The sequence below is a fragment of the Marinobacter sp. L-80 genome, assembly GCF_056859395.1.
This window is the reverse complement of record NZ_JBSXOI010000071.1, coordinates 51,857-70,541: the sequence shown is the minus strand read 5'-3', so window position 1 is coordinate 70,541 and position 18,685 is coordinate 51,857. Positions and strand designations below refer to the sequence as shown.

Annotated in this window: 19 protein-coding genes; 10 read left to right on the top strand and 9 right to left on the bottom strand. The window is 57.9% G+C overall.

Annotated elements, in window-relative coordinates:
• The first annotated feature begins 11 nt into the window (after window positions 1–11).
• From surE to AC13E3_RS15695, 6 genes are all read left to right on the top strand, one after another.
• On the top strand, window positions 12–782 hold the full coding sequence (gene surE, locus AC13E3_RS15720) for a 5'/3'-nucleotidase SurE (RefSeq protein WP_008172880.1): 771 nt from the start codon (window positions 12–14) through the stop codon (window positions 780–782).
• Window positions 779–1,435: a protein-L-isoaspartate(D-aspartate) O-methyltransferase gene (locus AC13E3_RS15715; RefSeq protein ID WP_014576717.1), complete on the top strand. Its 657-nt coding sequence runs from the start codon at window positions 779–781 to the stop codon at window positions 1,433–1,435. The genes surE and AC13E3_RS15715 overlap by 4 nt, the downstream gene beginning before the upstream one ends.
• A gap of 2 nt (window positions 1,436–1,437) precedes the next feature.
• Window positions 1,438–2,427, top strand: coding sequence for a polyprenyl-phosphate transporter (locus AC13E3_RS15710; protein WP_062784895.1), 990 nt, complete (start codon window positions 1,438–1,440; stop codon window positions 2,425–2,427).
• 210 nt (window positions 2,428–2,637) lie between these two features.
• Window positions 2,638–3,528: a peptidoglycan DD-metalloendopeptidase family protein gene (locus tag AC13E3_RS15705; protein WP_008172873.1), complete on the top strand. Its 891-nt coding sequence runs from the start codon at window positions 2,638–2,640 to the stop codon at window positions 3,526–3,528.
• 205 nt (window positions 3,529–3,733) lie between these two features.
• Window positions 3,734–4,729 (top strand): RNA polymerase sigma factor RpoS, encoded by a 996-nt coding sequence (rpoS, locus tag AC13E3_RS15700; protein WP_482902208.1) that lies wholly within the window; start codon window positions 3,734–3,736, stop codon window positions 4,727–4,729.
• A 204-nt stretch (window positions 4,730–4,933) separates the two neighbouring features.
• Window positions 4,934–5,509, top strand: a complete 576-nt coding sequence (locus AC13E3_RS15695) for a chalcone isomerase family protein (protein ID WP_338355055.1) — start codon at window positions 4,934–4,936, stop codon at window positions 5,507–5,509.
• 60 nt (window positions 5,510–5,569) lie between these two features.
• On the opposite strand, the gene nth is transcribed toward AC13E3_RS15695, so the two are convergent.
• The 8 genes from nth to metG are packed head-to-tail and all read right to left on the bottom strand — an operon-like array spanning window position 5,570 to window position 13,825.
• Complete coding sequence (gene nth / locus AC13E3_RS15690) at window positions 5,570–6,208, bottom strand: endonuclease III (RefSeq protein WP_008172868.1); 639 nt, start codon at window positions 6,206–6,208, stop codon at window positions 5,570–5,572.
• Between the two features lie 28 nt (window positions 6,209–6,236).
• A complete protein-coding gene (locus AC13E3_RS15685) occupies window positions 6,237–6,953 on the bottom strand; it encodes an electron transport complex subunit E (RefSeq protein ID WP_482902207.1) in 717 nt (238 codons plus the stop codon).
• A gap of 2 nt (window positions 6,954–6,955) precedes the next feature.
• Window positions 6,956–7,657, bottom strand: coding sequence for an electron transport complex subunit RsxG (gene rsxG / locus AC13E3_RS15680; protein WP_008172863.1), 702 nt, complete (start codon window positions 7,655–7,657; stop codon window positions 6,956–6,958).
• 2 nt (window positions 7,658–7,659) lie between these two features.
• The gene (gene rsxD, locus AC13E3_RS15675) at window positions 7,660–8,709 is read right to left on the bottom strand and encodes an electron transport complex subunit RsxD (protein WP_474546535.1); all 1,050 of its coding nucleotides are present in this window, start codon (window positions 8,707–8,709) and stop codon (window positions 7,660–7,662) included.
• Window positions 8,710–8,730: 21 nt separating this feature from the next.
• Window positions 8,731–10,560, bottom strand: coding sequence for an electron transport complex subunit RsxC (gene rsxC, locus AC13E3_RS15670; protein ID WP_008172859.1), 1,830 nt, complete (start codon window positions 10,558–10,560; stop codon window positions 8,731–8,733).
• A complete protein-coding gene (rsxB, locus tag AC13E3_RS15665; RefSeq protein ID WP_088557582.1) occupies window positions 10,560–11,138 on the bottom strand; it encodes an electron transport complex subunit RsxB in 579 nt (192 codons plus the stop codon). The genes rsxC and rsxB overlap by 1 nt, the downstream gene beginning before the upstream one ends.
• Window positions 11,139–11,167: 29 nt before the next feature.
• A complete protein-coding gene (rsxA, locus tag AC13E3_RS15660; protein WP_014576726.1) occupies window positions 11,168–11,749 on the bottom strand; it encodes an electron transport complex subunit RsxA in 582 nt (193 codons plus the stop codon).
• 45 nt (window positions 11,750–11,794) lie between these two features.
• Entirely contained in the window at window positions 11,795–13,825 is a 2,031-nt protein-coding gene (metG, locus tag AC13E3_RS15655) for a methionine--tRNA ligase (RefSeq protein WP_108019079.1), read from the bottom strand.
• 198 nt (window positions 13,826–14,023) lie between these two features.
• Between metG and apbC the strand changes: the two genes are divergently transcribed.
• The 4 genes from apbC to AC13E3_RS15635 all read left to right on the top strand — a co-directional run bounded on the left by apbC (window position 14,024) and on the right by AC13E3_RS15635 (window position 17,918).
• Window positions 14,024–15,124, top strand: coding sequence for an iron-sulfur cluster carrier protein ApbC (gene apbC / locus AC13E3_RS15650; RefSeq protein WP_482902206.1), 1,101 nt, complete (start codon window positions 14,024–14,026; stop codon window positions 15,122–15,124).
• Between the two features lie 279 nt (window positions 15,125–15,403).
• Complete coding sequence (dcd, locus tag AC13E3_RS15645; RefSeq protein ID WP_008172848.1) at window positions 15,404–15,970, top strand: dCTP deaminase; 567 nt, start codon at window positions 15,404–15,406, stop codon at window positions 15,968–15,970.
• Window positions 15,967–16,566, top strand: a complete 600-nt coding sequence (locus AC13E3_RS15640) for a YjaG family protein (RefSeq protein WP_273071032.1) — start codon at window positions 15,967–15,969, stop codon at window positions 16,564–16,566. The genes dcd and AC13E3_RS15640 overlap by 4 nt, the downstream gene beginning before the upstream one ends.
• Window positions 16,567–16,640: 74 nt before the next feature.
• Entirely contained in the window at window positions 16,641–17,918 is a 1,278-nt protein-coding gene (locus AC13E3_RS15635; RefSeq protein ID WP_053114916.1) for a valine--pyruvate transaminase, read from the top strand.
• Here the strand turns inward: AC13E3_RS15635 and AC13E3_RS15630 are convergent.
• On the bottom strand, window positions 17,915–18,649 hold the full coding sequence (locus AC13E3_RS15630) for a DUF3108 domain-containing protein (protein ID WP_041645147.1): 735 nt from the start codon (window positions 18,647–18,649) through the stop codon (window positions 17,915–17,917). The genes AC13E3_RS15635 and AC13E3_RS15630 overlap by 4 nt on opposite strands.
• Window positions 18,650–18,685 lie beyond the last annotated feature (36 nt).

Sequence of the window (18,685 nt, the reverse complement as noted above, 5' to 3'; positions counted from 1 at the left end):
CGGAGAACACTGTGCGTATTCTGTTGTCGAATGATGACGGCGTTCATTCACCGGGGCTTATAGCCCTGTTTGATGGCTTAAAAGGACTGGGTGAGCTTGAGGTCGTGGCGCCTGACCGGGATCACAGCGGCGCCAGTAACGCCCTGACGCTCAATCGCCCCCTGACGGTTGAGGAACATCCCAACGGTTTTCGTTCGGTCGATGGAACACCGACCGACTGCGTCCATCTGGCGGTGAACGGATTGTTCCGTGAGCCGTTCGACAGGGTGGTGTCGGGTATCAACACCCACGCCAACCTAGGCGACGACATTATCTACTCCGGTACCGTTGCTGCGGCAACCGAGGGTCGCCACCTCGGACTTCCCGCCATTGCCGTCTCCCTTGTCAACGATGGCCACTTTCACTACGAGACCGCCGCCCGGGTTGTCCGGGTGCTGCTCGAGAACGAGCGTCCCCTGGTGCTGGGGCCTCGCTCCATTCTCAACGTGAATGTCCCGGATGTTCCCTGGGAGGAACTGGCTGGCATTCGGGTGACGCGCCTCGGCCACCGGGAACGGGCAGAGGGTGCCGTCCCGATGACCTGTCCTCGCGGCAAAGAGCGTTACTGGATCGGGGCGGCAGGTGTCGGCGGTGACGCCGGTCCCGGCACTGATTTCAATGCCGTACGTGAAGGTTATGTCTCGGTTACCCCGGTTCACATCGACATGACCCGGCATGAGGCGCTCTCACGGCTCCGGGATTGGGTCGATACCCTGGAGGTTTCGCTGGAGGGGCGGGGATGACAGCGCAGCTCGAAGGCATCGGGATGACCTCCCGACGCACCCGGATGCGACTGGTTCAGCGCCTCAGGGAAGCCGGCATCGAGTCGGACCGGGTACTTGAGATTATGGGAGAGGTGCCACGGCACATTTTCCTGGATGAGGCGCTTTCCCATAGGGCCTACGAAGATACATCGCTACCGATTGGCTACGGCCAAACCTTGTCACAGCCCTACATAGTGGCCCGCATGACTGAATTAATGCTTGCCCACGGGCCCTCACGGGTCCTGGAGCTTGGCACCGGGTCCGGTTACCAGACCTCTGTGCTATCCCGTCTGTTCGCCGAAATCTACAGCGTCGAGCGTATCAAGGCGCTTCAGGACAGGGCCCGGGACCGGTTGCGACAACTGAACGCCAGAAACGTGTTCCTGAAACATGCTGATGGTGGCATGGGCTGGCCTGAACGTGGCCCTTTCGACGGTATTATCGTGACCGCAGCGCCCATTGAAGTTCCAGCCGAATTGCTCGCCCAACTGGCAGACGGTGGCGTGTTGATTGCCCCTGTCGGTGAGGAGAATCAGGTGCTGGTGCAGGTAACCCGGCGGGGAGATCGCTTTGATCACAAGGAGCTGGAACCGGTCCGGTTTGTGCCGCTTCTGGGCGGGGTTGTCCGATAATCATGGTCGACTCTTCAGAAAGTAAACCAAACCTGGACAGCGATATTGCACGCAGCCACCACCCTGCAGCCGTGTTTCTTCGGGGAATCGCCATGGGTGCCGCTGATATTGTTCCAGGGGTTTCCGGTGGTACCATTGCCTTCATCACCGGTATCTATTTCCGCCTCCTGGAAGCTATCAACGCGGTTCCGGGAGCAGTTTTCCATGACTTGATTCGCGGCCGGTTCAGCCGGTTCTGGCATGCCTGTGACGGAACTTTTCTGGTCGCCTTGCTGGCGGGCGTCCTGACCAGTATTGCTACCCTGGCATCTGGGATCAGCTATATGCTGGTGGCCTACCCGATCCTGATCTGGAGCTTTTTCTTTGGATTGATCGTCGCTTCGGTGTGGCATGTCGGGCGCCAGGTGCGACACTACAAGCCCGCACTGCTGGTTCCGCTGTTGTTCGGCATTGTTATCGCGTGGTGGATAACCACCCTGTCTGCCAGCGAAGTCGCGCCTTCTACTCTGGCGTTCTTTGGTGCCGGAGCGCTGGCCATCTGCGCCATGATTCTTCCTGGCATCTCGGGCAGCTTTATCCTGGTGATTATTGGTATGTATGCGCCCGTGCTCGCCGCGATCAAATCGTTGGACGCGGGCATTCTGCTTCTGTTTATGGCAGGTTGCGTGGTGGGTCTTTTATCCATCGCCCGCCTGATCACCTGGGCGTTCCACCATTTTCATGATCTCGTGCTCGCCTTGCTCACCGGCTTCATGATCGGAGCGCTCAACAAGGTTTGGCCCTGGAAGGAGACTCTCAGTTGGCGTATCAACAGCTCCGGTGAACAAGTTCCCCTGAATGAGACGAGTATCTGGCCCTCTACCTTTGCAGAGCAGGCCGGCCAGGATCCCCAGGTGCTATTTGCCCTGCTCATGGCGGCGGCCGGTTTTGCCCTCGTTCTGCTGGTGGAGTGGCTCGGTTCCCGGCATGGAGAGGTCGCACCATCGAGGTGATTTGAGGCGACTGTGTGCGAAGAGTGTTACCTAACGCACAAAACGGATGTTTCTGGAGGTAACAAGGGAGGTCGGTTAGTAACTTGGCTTCGCGAGAAAAATGTGCAATATATTAGCAAGTTACTATAAAAACTTTAGAAACTGCTTCGACAACCGACAGCGGTTATACGGATTTTTCATAACTGGGTCAGTTTTATTCCTGTGAGATTCATGCGTGGGCTCATCAATGCCGTTTCACCGGCGTCCCCGCGGTTCCCGTCCGGTGCCTCAGAGCCTGATCGCCCCGCGAAAAAGGTGCTGGCCAGCCGCCTTGCACTCCTGCCCCTCATGGCCCTGCTGCTACTTTCCGGCTGTAACACGCCGGCACTCTACCAGGATGACATTTACAATCCCCCGGTCTATTGGGGCCGCCACGTCGTCAAACCCGGCGAAACCCTTTACAGCATAGCCTGGCGGTATGGTCGGGACTACCGCGAGCTTGGCGACGCCAATGGCATTGGTCCGCCCTGGAATCTCAAAGCGGGTCAGGTGATTCGTCTGGATCTTCGCGGAAGTGTAACCTCGGGCAGTCAGACTACAGCTGCAAAAAAGCCGTCTGGATCGCAACCGCCGAGAACGGCAAGTCGTGCTTCGCCTCCAAAACAGACAGCCGCCACGGCACCCAAACCTGCGGTGACGAGAGCAGCTAACAAGGGCGCGCCGCTCGCTTCCCAGACCCAGACTGTGGCCCGGATTGAATGGCGCTGGCCTCACGTTGGCACTGTAATTGCTGGATATTCAACATCCGGAAAAGTCAATAAAGGTATTGATATTGCCGGGCAAGCCGGGGATGCTGTAAGAGCTGCGGCGACCGGGAATGTGGTCTATGCCGGCAACGGGTTGCTTGGATACGGCAACCTGATTATCGTGAATCACAACGAGCACTATTTAAGTGCTTACGCTCATAACCGGAAGATTCTGGTGCAGGAAGGGGAGGACGTGAAAGCCGGGCAGGTGATCGCAGAGCTCGGTAGCAGTGGCGCTGAACGACCCATGTTGCATTTTGAAATTCGCAAAAATGGCAATCCGGTTGACCCAGTCCATTATCTGCCGCCGCGCTAATGAATGACGCAGTCAGCAGGCTGCCCTGATCGCACACCCTGGCACTGACAAAACACCGCGTTCGCAAGAAAAACAAGAACGGTAAAGGCCATGACAGGCCGACCAACAAAATGTCCTGAAGAAAAAAGCGTGAAGACAAAGACGTCCGCAATAACAAGAAGTATCGGACGAACATCCAGGATTATTGAGAGGCGGGGCAAGACAAATGTCAGCAGAGCAAGAAGACATCATCATTGATCGTGTATCGGACATGGACGATGCCGAGGATCAGTTGTTAGCAGAAGAGAAAGTTGAAAAAGAGCCCACCGAAGAAGTGGCCGAAGTAGAAGAGGACATCCCCACCCAGGGACGTTATTTCACCAGTCAAAAGCAGCTGGATGCCACTCAGCTGTATCTCAACGAAATTGGTTTTTCCCCCCTGCTTACGCCGGAAGAAGAGGTCTATTTTGCCCGTCTGGCACGCAAGGGAGAGGAGTCCGGCCGTAAACGGATGATCGAGAGCAACCTTCGCCTTGTGGTGAAGATCGCACGACGTTACGTGAACCGCGGGCTGACCCTGCTGGACCTGATCGAAGAGGGCAACCTTGGCCTGATCAGGGCGGTGGAAAAGTTTGATCCGGAGCGGGGTTTCCGATTCTCCACCTACGCCACTTGGTGGATTCGCCAGACCATTGAGCGGGCCATCATGAATCAGACCCGCACCATCCGTCTGCCGATTCATGTGGTCAAGGAACTCAATCTGTATCTCCGTGCAGCGCGGGAACTGACCCAGAAACTGGATCATGAGCCCTCGGCGGAGGAAATCGCCAGAATGGTCGATAAGCCCGTGGCCGACGTCAAGCGGATGTTGGGTCTCAATGAGCGCGTCGCTTCCATGGACACGCCCATTGGTGCCGGTGGCGAAAAGTCGCTTCTGGATACCGTAGCGGATGAAGGGGCTTCGGATCCGGCGGATCTCCTGCAGTACAACAATATGTGTTCCTGCCTGGAGAAGTGGATTGATCAGCTAAGCGACAAGCAGCAAGAAGTTCTGTCACGCCGTTTTGGCCTGCGGGGCTACCCGGTAAGCACGCTGGAGGAAGTCGGTCAGGAGATTGGTCTGACCCGTGAGCGAGTAAGACAGATCCAGGTCGAGGCGCTTCGTCGTCTTCGTGAGATCCTGGAGAAGGAAGGCCTGTCCGGAAACCTGCTGTTCAAGTAACGTCTTTCTTTTCTTTCGATCCAAAGCCGGCCAGGGAATCCTGGCCGGCTTTTTTGTGTTTCAGGATCGTCCCAAATGAGAACCAGGGCGCGTCCCGCCCGCCAGCGCCGTTGATAGAATGCCGTGACCGGGCGGGGATAAGGGTGTCGAAACCCGGTGCACGAATGAAACACGTCAATAATAACGATCGAAAAGGAAAGGACTATGAAGAAGGCTCTTACAACCGGTTTTGCGTCTCTGACGCTGACGGCCCTGCTGTCTGCTCCAGCCGCCGCCCTCACCGTGGAAGGTGTTGATGTTCCGGATACCTATTCCGCCATGGATACCGAACTCACGCTTAATGGCGCAGGTACCCGTTCGAAATGGTTCATGGACCTGTATGTCGGCGGTCTGTACGTTCCCGAGACCATCGACGATGGTGAGGCCGTAATTAACGCAGATGAGCCCCAGGCCATCACTCTGCACATCATCTCCGGCATGATTACCAGCGAACGCATGACAGAAGCCACCCTGGAAGGTTTCGAGGCCTCCACCGACGGCGATATGGCTTCTATCCAGGAGGATGTGGACCAGTTTATGGCGGTCTTCCAGGAAGAAATCACCGAGGGTGACGTTTTCGATCTGGTGTATCTGCCGGGCGAAGGCGTGCGGGTTCTCAAGAACGGCGAGCACAAGGACACGGTTGGCGATCTGGCCTTTAAAAAGGCCCTGTTCGGAATCTGGCTGTCCGATAAGCCGGCTCAGAAGGATCTGAAGGAGAAAATGCTCGGTCAGCGCTAACCGCGGCTTGGCATCTGAAACAAAAAGCCGGCAAGATGCCGGCTTTTTTACGCCCCGGATTCAGAGATAGTCCCGTTTCTGCTTGAACTCGCAAAGGTCCTCAATGATACAGGCGCCGCATTTCGGTTTCCGGGCGGTACAGGTATAGCGCCCGTGCAGAATGAGCCAGTGGTGCGCGTCCAGCAGGAATTCTTTTGGCACCAGGCGCATCAACCGGTTCTCCACCTCCAGAACGTTCTTGCCGGGCGCAATGCCGGTGCGGTTCGACACGCGATAGATGTGAGTGTCCACCGCCATGGCCATGTGGCCGAAGGCGGTGTTCAAGACCACGTTTGCGGTTTTGCGACCGACCCCGGGCAACGCCTCCAGATCCTCCCGCCGCTCCGGCACCTGGCCGCCGTGTTTCTCAATCAGGATTCGACAGGTCTTGATCACGTTCTCGGCCTTGCTGTTAAACAGGCCAATGGTCTTGATGTACTCCTTCAGGCCATCGACTCCCAGGGCCAGGATGGCCTCTGGGGTGTTGGCGACCGGGAACAGCTTGTCAGTAGCCTTGTTGACACCCACATCCGTGGCCTGGGCCGAAAGAATAACGGCAATCAGCAGCTCGAACGGGCTGGAATAGTTCAGCTCGGTAGTCGGGTTGGGGTTGGCCTCCCTGAGGCGGGTGAAGATCTCAATGCGTTTCTGTTTGTTCATCAGCTCTCAGTCTTGTGCAAGTGCGGACTCAGGATGCGTTCCCGGTAACCCGGACCCGCTTGCTGCCTGCTGCTACAGGCGCTGGTTCATGTGCCTTGCGGCGCTCTTCCAGATGGTTGTCGATACCATTTTTGAGCGCGATCAGCAGTCCTAGCCCGATAAAGGCGCCGGGCGGAAGAATCATGAACAGCATATCCGGGTAGTTGTCGAAGGGGCGGATCACCCAATCGGCAGCAACGGGGCCCAGCAGCAGGTGCATGTCCACAAACAGAGTGCCCTGTCCGATGAGTTCCCGAAGGCCGCCCAGAACCACCAGCACCGCCAGAAAGCCAAGGCCCATCATCGCGCCATCCAGCAGTGCCGGAAGTGGTGGATTTCTGGAAGCAAAAGCGTCAGCCCGGCCGAGGATGGCGCAGTTGGTGACGATCAGTGGAATGAAGATGCCAAGAATCAGATACAGCTCATAGGTAAAGGCCTGCATGAGCAATTCCGCGCAGGTTACGAATGAAGCGATGATCATGACGAATGCGGGCAGGCGCACAGACTCGCTTACGAAATTGCGAATCAGTGACACCGCAAGATTGGACCCCATGAGCACCATGAGTGTAGCCAGCCCCAGCCCGATGGCATTAACAACGGTACTGGTCACGGCCAGAAGCGGGCAGAGCCCAAGCACCTGGACGAGGGCCGGGTTGTTGTCCCAGAGCCCGTCGCGGATGATTTCGCTCGATGATTTGGTTGCCATGATCAGGAATGCTCCGTGTTGGACGATTCGCCGGCAATCGCTTCAGGGTTCAGGATCTTGTCTCTCGGTGACGGCTCTTCGTTGAGCCGCTCCCGGATAATCTGACGGTTTTCCCGAAAATAGATCAGCGCTTTCTGAACCGCTTTCACTACAGCCCTTGGCGTGATGGTCGCGCCTGTGAACTGATCGAATTCTCCACCATTCTTTTTAACGTTCCACTCCCGGTGCGGCGGTTTGCCCAGCGAGCGGCCATCGAAACTCTTGATCCAGTCGGATTTGCGGGTTTCGATCTGGTCTCCCAGCCCCGGCGTTTCCTTGTGACTGGTTACCCTCACTCCGAGAATGGTCCCCGTCATGTCCACTCCCACGAGGAGTTGAATCTTGCCGGAATACCCGTCGGGTGCCACCACGGGCATTATCATGCCAATGGGCTGCTCGTTCTGTCGAGCTACCCAGACGTTCAGAGGGCCGGGCTGTGCCAGGCGCTCACTGGCAGGCAACTGTACCGTATCCCTGAGCAGGTCGTTGTTGTGCCGGCTTTCGGGAATGATTTCATACAGGGCCTGGGCCTCTGCGCGGGCGGCCTGTTCACGAATCCGCTCTTCCGTGGCCACCTGGGTTACGGCAATGGTGCCGCCGGTGATCACGGCGAACAGGCCGAGCCCGATGGCGCTGCGGCGGATGGACTTTGCAACTGCAGCCATGATTACCCCTGGCTCCCCGGTACACCCCGACGGGCCTTGTGGTGGCCGTAAGTGCGTGGAGGTGTGTAATGATCAATGAAAGGAACGGCAAAATTCATCAGCAGAACGCTGAACGCCACGGCGTCGGGATAATTGCCCCAGGTGCGGATCAGGTAGATCAGAATGCCAATTCCCGCTCCATAGATGAGTTTCCCCTGGTGGCTCGTAGCTGCTGACACCGGGTCGGTAGCGATAAAAAAGGCACCGAGCATGGTCCCGCCTGCAAGCAGATGCAGGGATAGTGGTGCATAGAGGTCGGCATTGTTGCCAAAGGCCAGGCTCATTACGATCATCCCACCAAGAAATCCTGCCGGAATGTGCCAGGTAATGATCCGCAGGGCGATGAGCAGAAGGCCTCCTGCCAGAAATGCCGCATTGACCCATTCCCAGCCTCTGGCGATACCCTCACCAAACGTTGGGTGGTTCAGCACCTCGGTTGCTGTGTGGGTGGTGATCTTGTGTTTGTACTCGTCAAGAGGCGTTGCCATTGTCCAGCCATCGACCGCTGTTTGCTGGCCGGAGGCTATGGTTGCCAGGGTCTCGCCAAAGCCCGGAGCACCGTCCCAGAGCATGGCGGGCTCTGCCCAGTTCGTTGTCATCGCAACCGGAAAAGACACCAGAACCAGGGCGTAACCAACCATGGCAGGGTTGAAAGGATTTGAGCCCAGCCCGCCATAGAGTTGTTTGGCCACAACGATAGCCGAGATCACTGCGACCGCAGATACCCACCAGGGCGCAAACTGGGGCAGCGACAGAGCCAACAGAAGGCCGGTGACGGCGGCGGTATTGTCTTTGATGAAGAAGGCAACCGGCTTTTTTCTGAGCTTGAGCAGGGCAGCTTCAGAGGCGATCGCCAGGGCAATACAGAAGACCACGTTGATCAGGTTGCCCCAGCCGAAGAATAGCGTCTGGGCCAACAGGCCAGGCAAGGCCGCAATAAGCACCCATAACATCACGCGGGATGTTGGCCGGGCCTTGTGGGCGTGTGGCGATGACTGCTGAACAAATGCCATGGATGTGTTGCCTGATCTCGTTTAGTGGGTTGTCTGGGATTCAGTCGGACCGGCGGCCAGCTTTTCTCTGGCCTCAGACAGCGCCTCTTCCGCTCTTTGCACCCGATCGTGATTCTTGGCCACGGCCCTCTCCAGCTTCTCGACGTTGTCTGCCTGCTGGGCTTTGGCGTCATCAAGCATGCCTTGCATGGTTTCCAGCTTGGACCTGGCCTGCTCCAGCTGCTTCTCAAGGGCCTCGATGTCGGGCTTTTCTTCGGTCGGCGGTGCACTGGGGGCAGGCGACTGGGACGCTTGTGCCTTTGCTTTCTTACGGGCCAGGGCCTGCTCCACAAGCGCCGACTTGGCGGCACGTTCGTCAACAGCCTGACCTTCGGCGGCCGCTTTCTCCGCCTCTGCCTGTTTTTTCGCGGCTGCTTCGGCTGCGGCCTGCGCCCGCTCCTTGCGCCTCAGTTCTTTCTCCTGTTGCTCGCGCTCGAGGCGTTCCTGGCGTGCCTCGAAGCGTTCCCGGGCCCGGTCGGCTTTCAACTGTTCTGCCTGTTGGGCACGGATTTCACCCTTGGCGAACCGATAGTACTGAACCAGCGGAATCGAACTCGGGCAAACATAGGAACAGGCGCCACATTCTATGCAGTCAAACAGGTTCAGGTGCTCCGCCTTTTCAAATTCGGTGGCCTTGGCGTGCCAGAAAAGTTGCTGCGGCAACAGCTCCATGGGGCAGGCTTCGGCGCACTGGCCACACCGGATGCAGGGTTGTTCCGGTGGTGGTGCCGGCAGTTCAGCTGCCGTTGCCGCAATCACGCAGTTGGTGGTCTTGATGACCGGTACCGCTTCGGTCGTGAGTGTGTAACCCATCATGGGGCCGCCAAGCACCAGGCGGCTGACCGCATCCTGGTTAACACCAGCCTGCCCGAGCAGATGCTCAATCGGTGTGCCAATAAGCGTTTCGAAGTTGCCCGGTTCCCGAACGGCTTCCCCCGTGATGGTAACGATTCGGGAAATCAGCGGCGTACCCTCCAGGACCGCATTTGCCACGGCAACGGCGGTTCCGATGTTCTGGCACATCACGCCGATATCAGCGGGAATTCCGCCGCTGGGCACTTCCATGCCGGTCAGTATCTGGATCAGCTGTTTCTCGCCACCTGAGGGATACTTGGTGGGAACAACCGCAATTTCGGTCTGGGTGCCTTCGGTGGCTTTTCGCAGCGCGGCAATGGCTTCGGGTTTGTTGTCCTCAATACCGATCACGCAACGCTCGGGGCGCAGAATCCACGCCATGATTTTCAGCCCGGCAACCACCTCGTCGGCCTTTTCCCGCATGGTCATGTCATCAGCGGTGATATAGGGCTCGCATTCTGCGCCGTTCAGAATGAGCGTGCTGACCTTGCGATCCCTTGGTGGCCGGAGTTTGATATTGGTGGGAAAGCCGGCTCCACCCATACCGGAAATACCGGCATCACGGATAATTTGCAGAACCTCGTCGCGCTCCAGAGAACGATAATCCGCCACTGGACTGCGCTGGCACCATTGGTCCTCGCCATCCGGTTTCAGGGTGATGCACCGGTCCGCCATACCTGAGGGATGGGGGACAGGGAAGTCGGCGATGCTCTCGATCACTCCGGATGTCGGTGCATGAACGGGAACGCCCATGCCAGTTTTAACGTCGGCAATTTTCTGGCCCTTCAAGACCCGCTCGCCGACCTCAACAATGGCCTCCGCCGGATCACCGATGTGCTGCTGAAGTGGCAGAACCAACTGGGCAGGCATGCCGGCATCGCGAATCGGACGCGCGGTTGAGATGTCTTTGTGTTCCGGAGGATGGATGCCGCCGGAGAAATCCCAGAGTTGAGTCATCAGGCACTGGCTCCCTGGCGATCGGTGGCAATGAGTCCGGACTTGGGCGGTGTCCAGGTCCAGGTACGAATATCGGGTTCCACCGTCACCATGTCGATGCAGTCCACCGGGCAGGGATCAACACACAGATCGCAGCCGGTGCATTCGCTCTCAATGACCGTATGCATGTGCTTGGCGGCGCCAAGAATGGCGTCCACGGGGCAGGCCTGGATGCACTTGGTGCAACCAATGCATTCGTCCTCACGAATCACCGCAACCCGTTTGACCTGTTCAACGCCGTGTTCGGCATCCAGGGGTTCCGGTTCCACATCCAGCAGGTCTGCCAGTGCCTTGATGGTAGACTCGCCGCCCGGCGGGCATTTGTTGATCGGCCCCCCCTCGGCAATGGATTCGGCGTAGGGCCGGCAACCGGGATAGCCGCACTGGCCACACTGGGTCTGGGGAAGAAGGGCGTCAATCTGATCCACCAGCGGGTTGCCCTCCACCCTGAACCGTTCGGCCGCAAATCCGAGCAGGCCGCCGAAAACAACGGCCAGGGCCAGAAGCACCACAACGGCAACAAGAACGCTTGTCCACATAACCTGTTACTCCTAATCCCGCCGGCCGATCAAACGCTGACCAGGCCGCCAAAGCCCAGGAAAGCCAGGGCCATCAACCCGGCTGTCACCAGCCCGATGGCAGCACCGCGAAAGGCCACCGGCACATCGGACACGGCGATGCGCTCACGCATGGCGGCGAACAGCACCAGAACCATCGAGAAGCCCGCTGCTGCACCAAATCCATACAACACGGACTCAACGAAGTTGTTGTTCTTGTTGATGTTAAGCAGGGCGACGCCCAGCACCGCGCAATTCGTGGTGATCAACGGAAGGAAGATGCCCAATACCCGGTAAAGCAACGGGCTGGTTTTACGCACCACCATCTCGGTGAACTGAACCACCACGGCAATCACAAGGATAAAGGTGATGGTTCTGAGGAACGCGAGGTCCAGCGGCTCGAGCAGGTAGGTATAGGCAAGGTAACTGCACACCGAAGCCAGGGTCAGAACGAACGTGGTGGCCAGGGACATCCCCATGGCCGTCTCCAGTTTTCCGGATACGCCCATAAAGGGGCACAGGCCCAGGAACTGAACCAGTACAAAATTGTTCACCAGAATGGTGCTGACCAGAATCAGCAGATATTCGGTCATTTACCTTGCTCCATTGGCACCTGTCAGCGCTCAGCCCGGTCGCCCTTACATAATCCGCATGCCGGGCGTGGCGCCCGAATCCGGAGACAGGATAAAGATGTCCTTGCCTCCCGGGCCGGCCGCCAGAACCATACCCTCGGACATTCCGAACTTCATCTTCCGCGGCTTGAGGTTGGCGACCATGACGGTCAGGCGTCCCTCTAGATCTTCCGGCTTGTAGGCTGACTTGATACCAGCAAACACGTTGCGCTCGCCATGCCCTATGTCAAGGGTGAGGCGAAGAAGCTTGTCGGCACCTTCCACATGCTCTGCCTTGACAATTTTAACGACCCGAAGATCCACTTTCGCGAAATCGCCAAATTCTATTTCATCGGCGATGGGTTCAAGATTGGCAGCGGGTGCTGGTTTTCCGGTCGCTGCGGGCAACTCCTCCTTGGAGGAATCCAGCATTTTCTCGATCTGGGCCATATCCACACGGTTCATCAACGGCTTGAACTTGTTGATGCCGTGGTTCTCCAGGCGTTCGCTCCGATTGTTCCAGTCCAGCGGTGCATTCAGGAAAGCCTCGGAGGCCTTGGCGGTCTCCGGCAGCACCGGTGCCAGATAGGTCATCAGAAGATGGAACATGTTGATGGCGTTGGTGCAGATGGCCTGGAGATTCTCGTCCTGGCCTTCCTGCTTGGCGATCACCCACGGCTGCTCATCATTGACGTACTGGTTGGCAATGTCTGCAAGCTCCATGATCCGTCGCATCGCGCGGCCGAATTCGCGGGACTCGTAGTATTCCTCGATTTCCTTGCCGGCCTCGATGAATTCCTTCAGTTTGGCGTGCTCGGTGACCTGGCCAAGCTGGCCGTCGAAGCGCTTGGTAATGAAACCGGCACTGCGGCTGGCAATGTTTACCACCTTGCCCACCAGATCCGAGTTCACCCGGGCAGCAAAGTCTTCCAGGTTCAGGTCCATGTCATCCACGCTGCCGGTCAGCTTGGCGGCGAAGTAGTAGCGCAGGTATTCGGGGTTCAGATGATCCAGGTAAGTGCGCGCCATGATGAACGTGCCGCGGGATTTGGACATTTTCTTCCCGTTAACGGTGACAAATCCGTGGGCCCAGACTGCGGTCGGTGTGCGGAAGCCCGCATCGTGCAGCATGGACGGCCAGAACAGCGCGTGGAAGTTGATAATGTCTTTGCCGATGAAGTGGTAGACCTCGGCGGTGGAATCGGCCTTCCAGAAGTGCTCGAAATCGATGCCTTCCCGGTTGCAGAGGTTCTTGAAGCTGGCAAGGTAGCCGATCGGCGCATCCAACCATACGTAGAAGTATTTGCCGGGCGCGTCCGGAATCTCGAAACCGAAGTAGGGCGCATCACGGCTGATGTCCCACTCCTGCAGGCCGGCGTCCAGCCATTCCGCCAGCTTGTTGGCCACCTGGGGTTGCAGCGTGCCGCTGCGGGTCCACTTGGCGAGGAAATCCTGGAAATCCGGCAGCTTGAAGAAATAGTGCTCGGATTCTTTCTCGATCGGTGTGGCGCCGGAAACCGCCGAGCGCGGATTAATCAGCTCGGCCGGCGTGTAGGTTGCGCCACAGGCCTCGCAGTTATCCCCGTACTGGTCCTCGGTCTTGCACTTGGGGCAGGTGCCCTTGATGAACCGGTCCGCCAGGAACATGTTCTTTTCAGGGTCGTAGGACTGGGTGATCTTGCGCGTGGCAATGTGCCCGTTTTCCTGGAGCTGACGGTAAATATATTCCGAGAAATAACGGTTCTCTTCGGAATGGGTGGTGTAATAGTTGTCGAACCGGATGTGGAACCCGGCGAAGTCCTCCTGATGCTCCTCGCGGATCCGGTCGATCAGCTGCTCGGAGGTAATGCCTTCCCGCTCGGCACGAAGCATGATGGCAGTGCCATGGGCATCATCGGCGCAAACGTAGTAACAATTCTGGCCACGCATCTTCTGATAACGCACCCAGATGTCGGTCTGAATGTATTCCAGCAGGTGCCCCAGATGGATAGGGCCGTTGGCGTACGGCAGGGCGCTGGTAACCAGAATATCGCGCTGTTGCTTGCTCGCTTGCGTCATGGTGATGTCCGAACCTTATGTTGACACGGGTTGGAAAGACAAAACGGGGAACTGGTGGCTGTCTTGATTGATTGCCCCAGTTAAAGACCCCATATGGTCAGAAACGGGCACAGATGATACCTTCCGAGCAGATAATTTTCACCCGAATCACCTGTTTCCGTGCTTACAATCGAGCATGAGCTTATTCCGGAGAACCCGATGACACAGATTTCTGAGCAGGCCCTGCAATCAGCGGTTCGCGAGTACCGTGATCCTTACCTCAACAAGGACCTCTTCCAACTGGGTGCCGTAAAATCCCTGAACGCCGACGAGCGCGGAAACGTCACCCTTATGGTCGAGCTGCCATACCCCTCGAAAGGCATTGCAGGTGCCCTCAAGCAGCTTGTCGGTAATGCTCTGGAAGACGTCGACGGTGTCGAAAATGTGGACGTCCACGTGGGCCAGAAAATCCACTCCTACAAAGTCCAGAAAGACCTGCCCTCAGTACCCGGCGTGAAAAACATCATCGCTGTCGCGTCGGGCAAGGGTGGCGTCGGCAAATCCACCACCGCCGTCAACCTGGCTTTGGCGCTCCAGGCCGAAGGCGCACGGGTTGGCATCCTCGACGCCGACATCTACGGCCCCAGCATCGGCATGATGCTCGGCGTGCCCGAAGGCAAACGCCCGGACACCCGCGAAAACAAATACTTCGTCCCCATGGACGCCCATGGCCTCCAGGCCAATTCCATGGCTTTTGTCGTTACCGAGAAAACCCCAATGGTCTGGCGCGGCCCCATGGTCAGCGGCGCCGTGATGCAACTGCTCCAGCAGACCCTCTGGGACGAACTCGACTACCTCATCGTCGACATGCCCCCTGGCACCGGCGACATCCAGCTCACCCTGGCTCAGAAAGTCCCTGTAACCGGCGCCGTCATCGTCACCACGCCCCAGGACATCGCCCTCCTGGACGGCAAGAAAGGCATCGAAATGTTCCGCAAAGTCGACATCCCGGTGCTTGGCGTGGTCGAAAACATGAGCGTCCACATCTGCAGCAATTGCGGCCACGAAGAACCCCTCTTCGGCCACGGCGGCGGTGAACGCATCGCCCAGGAATACGACACAACACTCCTGGGCCAACTGCCCCTGCACATGACCATCCGCGAACAGACCGACGGCGGCAGCCCCTCAGTGATCGCCGAACCGGACTCCGAAGTGGCTCGCCGTTATCGCGACATCGCCAGAAGGGTAGGGGCTGAACTGTCCACTCGGGAGCGGAACCTTTCCGGTTCGATCTCAAGCGTTTCAGTCACGGAGCACTGACAACGTCTCAAGGTTTGCGGCGTTTCACTCCGAAGTTAGTTCGCGGTCTTAGGGGCAGCCTTCCAAAAATGTCGAAGGCCATGGATGGCCTTCGCCAAGCGCACATGGATGTGCTCGTAGCGGTTTTTGGAAGGCTGCTCCTATGAGCGCAGCCCGCCAATTCTGAGGTCCGAACACGCAGCCGCAGCCCCAGAAGTAAAGACTCGACAGCCTTCGACAGACCCCAAGGGAAAAGGTAAACTACGCCCCAATTTTCCCAGTGGATACGAGACTTCGCCAATGAGCATCAAATCCGACAAGTGGATTCGCCGGATGTCCGAACAACACGGCATGATCGAACCGTTCGAAAGCGGACAGGTTCGTGAAACCGAAAAAGGCCGCGTGATCTCCTACGGCACCTCCAGCTACGGCTACGACGTACGCTGCAGCAACGAATTCAAAATCTTCACCAACGTCCACTCCGCCACCGTGGACCCGAAGAACTTCGACGAAAACAGCTTCGTCAACTACACCGGCGACGTCTGCATCATTCCGCCGAACTCCTTTGCACTGGCCCGCACCGTTGAATACTTCCGCATTCCACGAAGCGTCCTGACCATCTGCCTGGGCAAGTCCACCTATGCGCGTTGCGGCATCATCGTCAACGTCACCCCGCTGGAGCCAGAATGGGAAGGCCAGGTTACGCTGGAATTCTCTAACACCACCAACCTGCCGGCGAAGATCTACGCCAACGAAGGCGTCGCCCAGATGCTCTTCTTTGAATCCGACGAGATCTGTGAAACCAGCTACAAAGACCGGGGTGGCAAATATCTTGGCCAGACCGGCGTGACCCTGCCCAGGACATGAACGCCAACCAGTTCCTGAAAGCCGTTTCACAACTGCAGGGATGGCGCGAATGCGCCTTCCTGCTCGCTCTGGCTGAGCGCTCATTCCCGAACTACGCCCTGTTTGCCGATGCCATGGGCCTGAAGACCGGTGCCAAAATGCGCCAGCTTCTCGATCTTGGCTGGGACTTGCTCCAAAAAGACGTCTCCGAATCGGCGATCCCGCAGTTGCTCGCCAAACTGGAAACCCTGTCGCCGGACGTGGACGCCTACGACGCCTACGGTGTTTACCCGGCCTTCGACTTCTGTCAGCTACTGGAGCAGGCTCTGCTGAACCGCCTGAACCCCTCCAAACACCGCGCTACCGATGCGTCACAGATGGCGACCGGAACCGTGATGAACTTTATTGAGCTGTCCGAAGGGGAAGACCTCGAGGAAGGCGAGCTCGTCCGTCTGCTTGATCATCACCCGTTGATGAAAGAAGACAAAACCTTCCAGCGGGACCTGATCCTGGAGCTGAAGCGCCAACGCACGCCAACCGATCAGTTCGTGGCCCGTCTCCGGGAGGATGCAGCCAACGAGGGCGTCAGTAACCTTGGCATTTCGCTCACCGAATAAACGTTGGGGAGCGAGCAAGCTACACTTTCGGTATTACCCGCTGTATTCAGAATAGGTCAGATGGATTTTATCCCATGAAACTCTCTGCTTTTGGTCGCAAGTTCACCGCCGATGCCGGTATCACGTCCCTCATGGATGACCTGGGTAACGCCATGGCATCCGGCGACGACATGATCATGATGGGCGGGGGAAATCCCGGGCATATTCCCGAGATCCAGCAGAGAGTACAGGAAATTCTCGCGGATATGAGTCGTAACGAGGGCGATGTTCGCCGTCTGGTCGGCATCTACGATCCGCCTCAGGGGGAAAAGCAGTTTATCGCCTCGCTCGCCGAGCTGCTCAACCGCGAATATGGCTGGGGCCTGAAACCTGAGAATATCGCCCTGACCAACGGCAGCCAGGCGGCCTTCTTCATGTTGTTCAACATGTTTGGCGGAGACTACGGCGACGGTAACCGCAAGCATATTCTTTTGCCGCTTGCGCCCGAGTACATCGGCTACGCTGACGCTGGCATTGAACCGGGCCTGTTCCATGCGGTGCAGCCGGACATCTCGTTCACCGACGCCCACGAGTTCAAATACCGGGTGGATTTTGATGCCGTAGAGGTTACCGGTGAGACCGGCGCTATCTGTGTGTCACGTCCCACCAATCCGACCGGTAACGTCGTTACTGACGAAGAGCTTGCCCGGCTTGAAGAGCTCGCCCGCCAACACGACATACCACTGATCGTCGATGGCGCGTATGGCACACCATTTCCGAGCTTGCTGTTCGTTGATGCAACACCCACCTGGAACGACCAGATCATCCTCTGCCTGAGCCTCTCGAAGCTTGGTTTGCCGGCAGCGCGGACCGGAATCGTGATTGCCGCCGAGCCGGTGATCAAGGCGTTGTCAGGCATTAATGCCATTATGAACCTGGCCACGGGCAGTTTTGGCGCCATGCTGGCCGAGCCTCTGGTTCGTTCCGGCGAAATATTGTCCCTGAGCAGGGATGTGGTTTGCCCGTTCTACAAGGCGAAGATGGAACGGGCGGTATCCGCGTTCCGGGAGGCCATGGGAGAGGACAGCTGCCGCTGGTATGTGCACAAGCCCGAGGGCGCCATGTTCCTGTGGCTCTGGTTCCCGGATCTGCCGATCTGCAGCCTTGAGCTGTATCAGCGGTTGAAGAGCCGAGGGGTTCTGGTCGTTTCCGGACACTATTTCTTTCCCGGATTACCGGAAGATGGCTGGAGGCACCGGCATGAGTGTCTGCGCGTGACCTACTCCCAGGACGACGATCGGGTTGCCGAGGGCCTCCGGATCATTGCCGATGAGGTCAAGGCCGTGTGGCGCGAGGCCGGGCGTGAGGTCTAGCGCTCGAACTCTGCTTCCTTGAGTTTCAATTCGTAGGTGCTGCCGTCCGGCTCAACCTGCCTGAGGCGGACTAGCAGGAAATTCTGCTCCGGCGAGAACCACATCAGCGTCTGGCGCTTGGAATCCTCGCGAACCTTCTCCGCCTTCAGGGTGGCGCTCTGTTTGTTGCCGGTGCTCATATTCTCGCCATTGATCACCGCGAAGCGATCGGTGTCGATAGAATTACCGTCGAGCACCCGATAGGTCATTTCCCGCTTGCCATTCTTGATGTCCTGGTGCAGCTGAAGCTGGTAGCCCAGCGGATCCAGCAGGCCTTCTTCCAGCGCCAGTTCGAAGGGCTTTCCCTTGTATTCGCCGGTTGCCATGCCTGCGGACCAGTCGAAGTCGATAGAGTTCTTGCGGTCGCTGATCAGGAAACCGGATAAGCGGTATCGGTATCGCATGGGTATGACGTGCCCGTCCTCCCAGCGGAATACCAGCGATTCATCGATGCTGACAATGAAGGAGTCGACATCCGTGCGGTACAGCCAGACATCGTTGCCCTGGGAGGAGAGTGTGCGTTTTGCGGTGCCATTGAGAGAGAGACCCTTCTCCATGGCTGCGGTATAGCTGGCCTCGAAGGGGGTCAGGTCCGCTTCGGTCTCGGCATGCAGTGTGACCGGTCCGGCGAGAATGCCGAGACAGGCCAGCAGTGCGGCGCAACCAAATCTGATGAGACGTCGTGAAAGCATCTTGTTAAACCCGAACAATTACCGTCATCAATGGCG

Coding starts and splice junctions, on each gene's coding strand:
- AC13E3_RS15715 (WP_014576717.1), top strand. CDS start 779: ATGACAGCGCAGCTCGAAGGCATCGGGATGACCTCCCGACGCACCCGG.
- AC13E3_RS15710 (WP_062784895.1), top strand. CDS start 1,438: ATGGTCGACTCTTCAGAAAGTAAACCAAACCTGGACAGCGATATTGCA.
- AC13E3_RS15705 (WP_008172873.1), top strand. CDS start 2,638: ATGCGTGGGCTCATCAATGCCGTTTCACCGGCGTCCCCGCGGTTCCCG.
- rpoS (WP_482902208.1), top strand. CDS start 3,734: ATGTCAGCAGAGCAAGAAGACATCATCATTGATCGTGTATCGGACATG.
- AC13E3_RS15695 (WP_338355055.1), top strand. CDS start 4,934: ATGAAGAAGGCTCTTACAACCGGTTTTGCGTCTCTGACGCTGACGGCC.
- nth (WP_008172868.1), bottom strand. CDS start 6,208: ATGAACAAACAGAAACGCATTGAGATCTTCACCCGCCTCAGGGAGGCC.
- AC13E3_RS15685 (WP_482902207.1), bottom strand. CDS start 6,953: ATGGCAACCAAATCATCGAGCGAAATCATCCGCGACGGGCTCTGGGAC.
- rsxG (WP_008172863.1), bottom strand. CDS start 7,657: ATGGCTGCAGTTGCAAAGTCCATCCGCCGCAGCGCCATCGGGCTCGGC.
- rsxD (WP_474546535.1), bottom strand. CDS start 8,709: ATGGCATTTGTTCAGCAGTCATCGCCACACGCCCACAAGGCCCGGCCA.
- rsxC (WP_008172859.1), bottom strand. CDS start 10,560: ATGACTCAACTCTGGGATTTCTCCGGCGGCATCCATCCTCCGGAACAC.
- rsxB (WP_088557582.1), bottom strand. CDS start 11,138: ATGTGGACAAGCGTTCTTGTTGCCGTTGTGGTGCTTCTGGCCCTGGCC.
- rsxA (WP_014576726.1), bottom strand. CDS start 11,749: ATGACCGAATATCTGCTGATTCTGGTCAGCACCATTCTGGTGAACAAT.
- metG (WP_108019079.1), bottom strand. CDS start 13,825: ATGACGCAAGCGAGCAAGCAACAGCGCGATATTCTGGTTACCAGCGCC.
- apbC (WP_482902206.1), top strand. CDS start 14,024: ATGACACAGATTTCTGAGCAGGCCCTGCAATCAGCGGTTCGCGAGTAC.
- dcd (WP_008172848.1), top strand. CDS start 15,404: ATGAGCATCAAATCCGACAAGTGGATTCGCCGGATGTCCGAACAACAC.
- AC13E3_RS15640 (WP_273071032.1), top strand. CDS start 15,967: ATGAACGCCAACCAGTTCCTGAAAGCCGTTTCACAACTGCAGGGATGG.
- AC13E3_RS15635 (WP_053114916.1), top strand. CDS start 16,641: ATGAAACTCTCTGCTTTTGGTCGCAAGTTCACCGCCGATGCCGGTATC.
- AC13E3_RS15630 (WP_041645147.1), bottom strand. CDS start 18,649: ATGCTTTCACGACGTCTCATCAGATTTGGTTGCGCCGCACTGCTGGCC.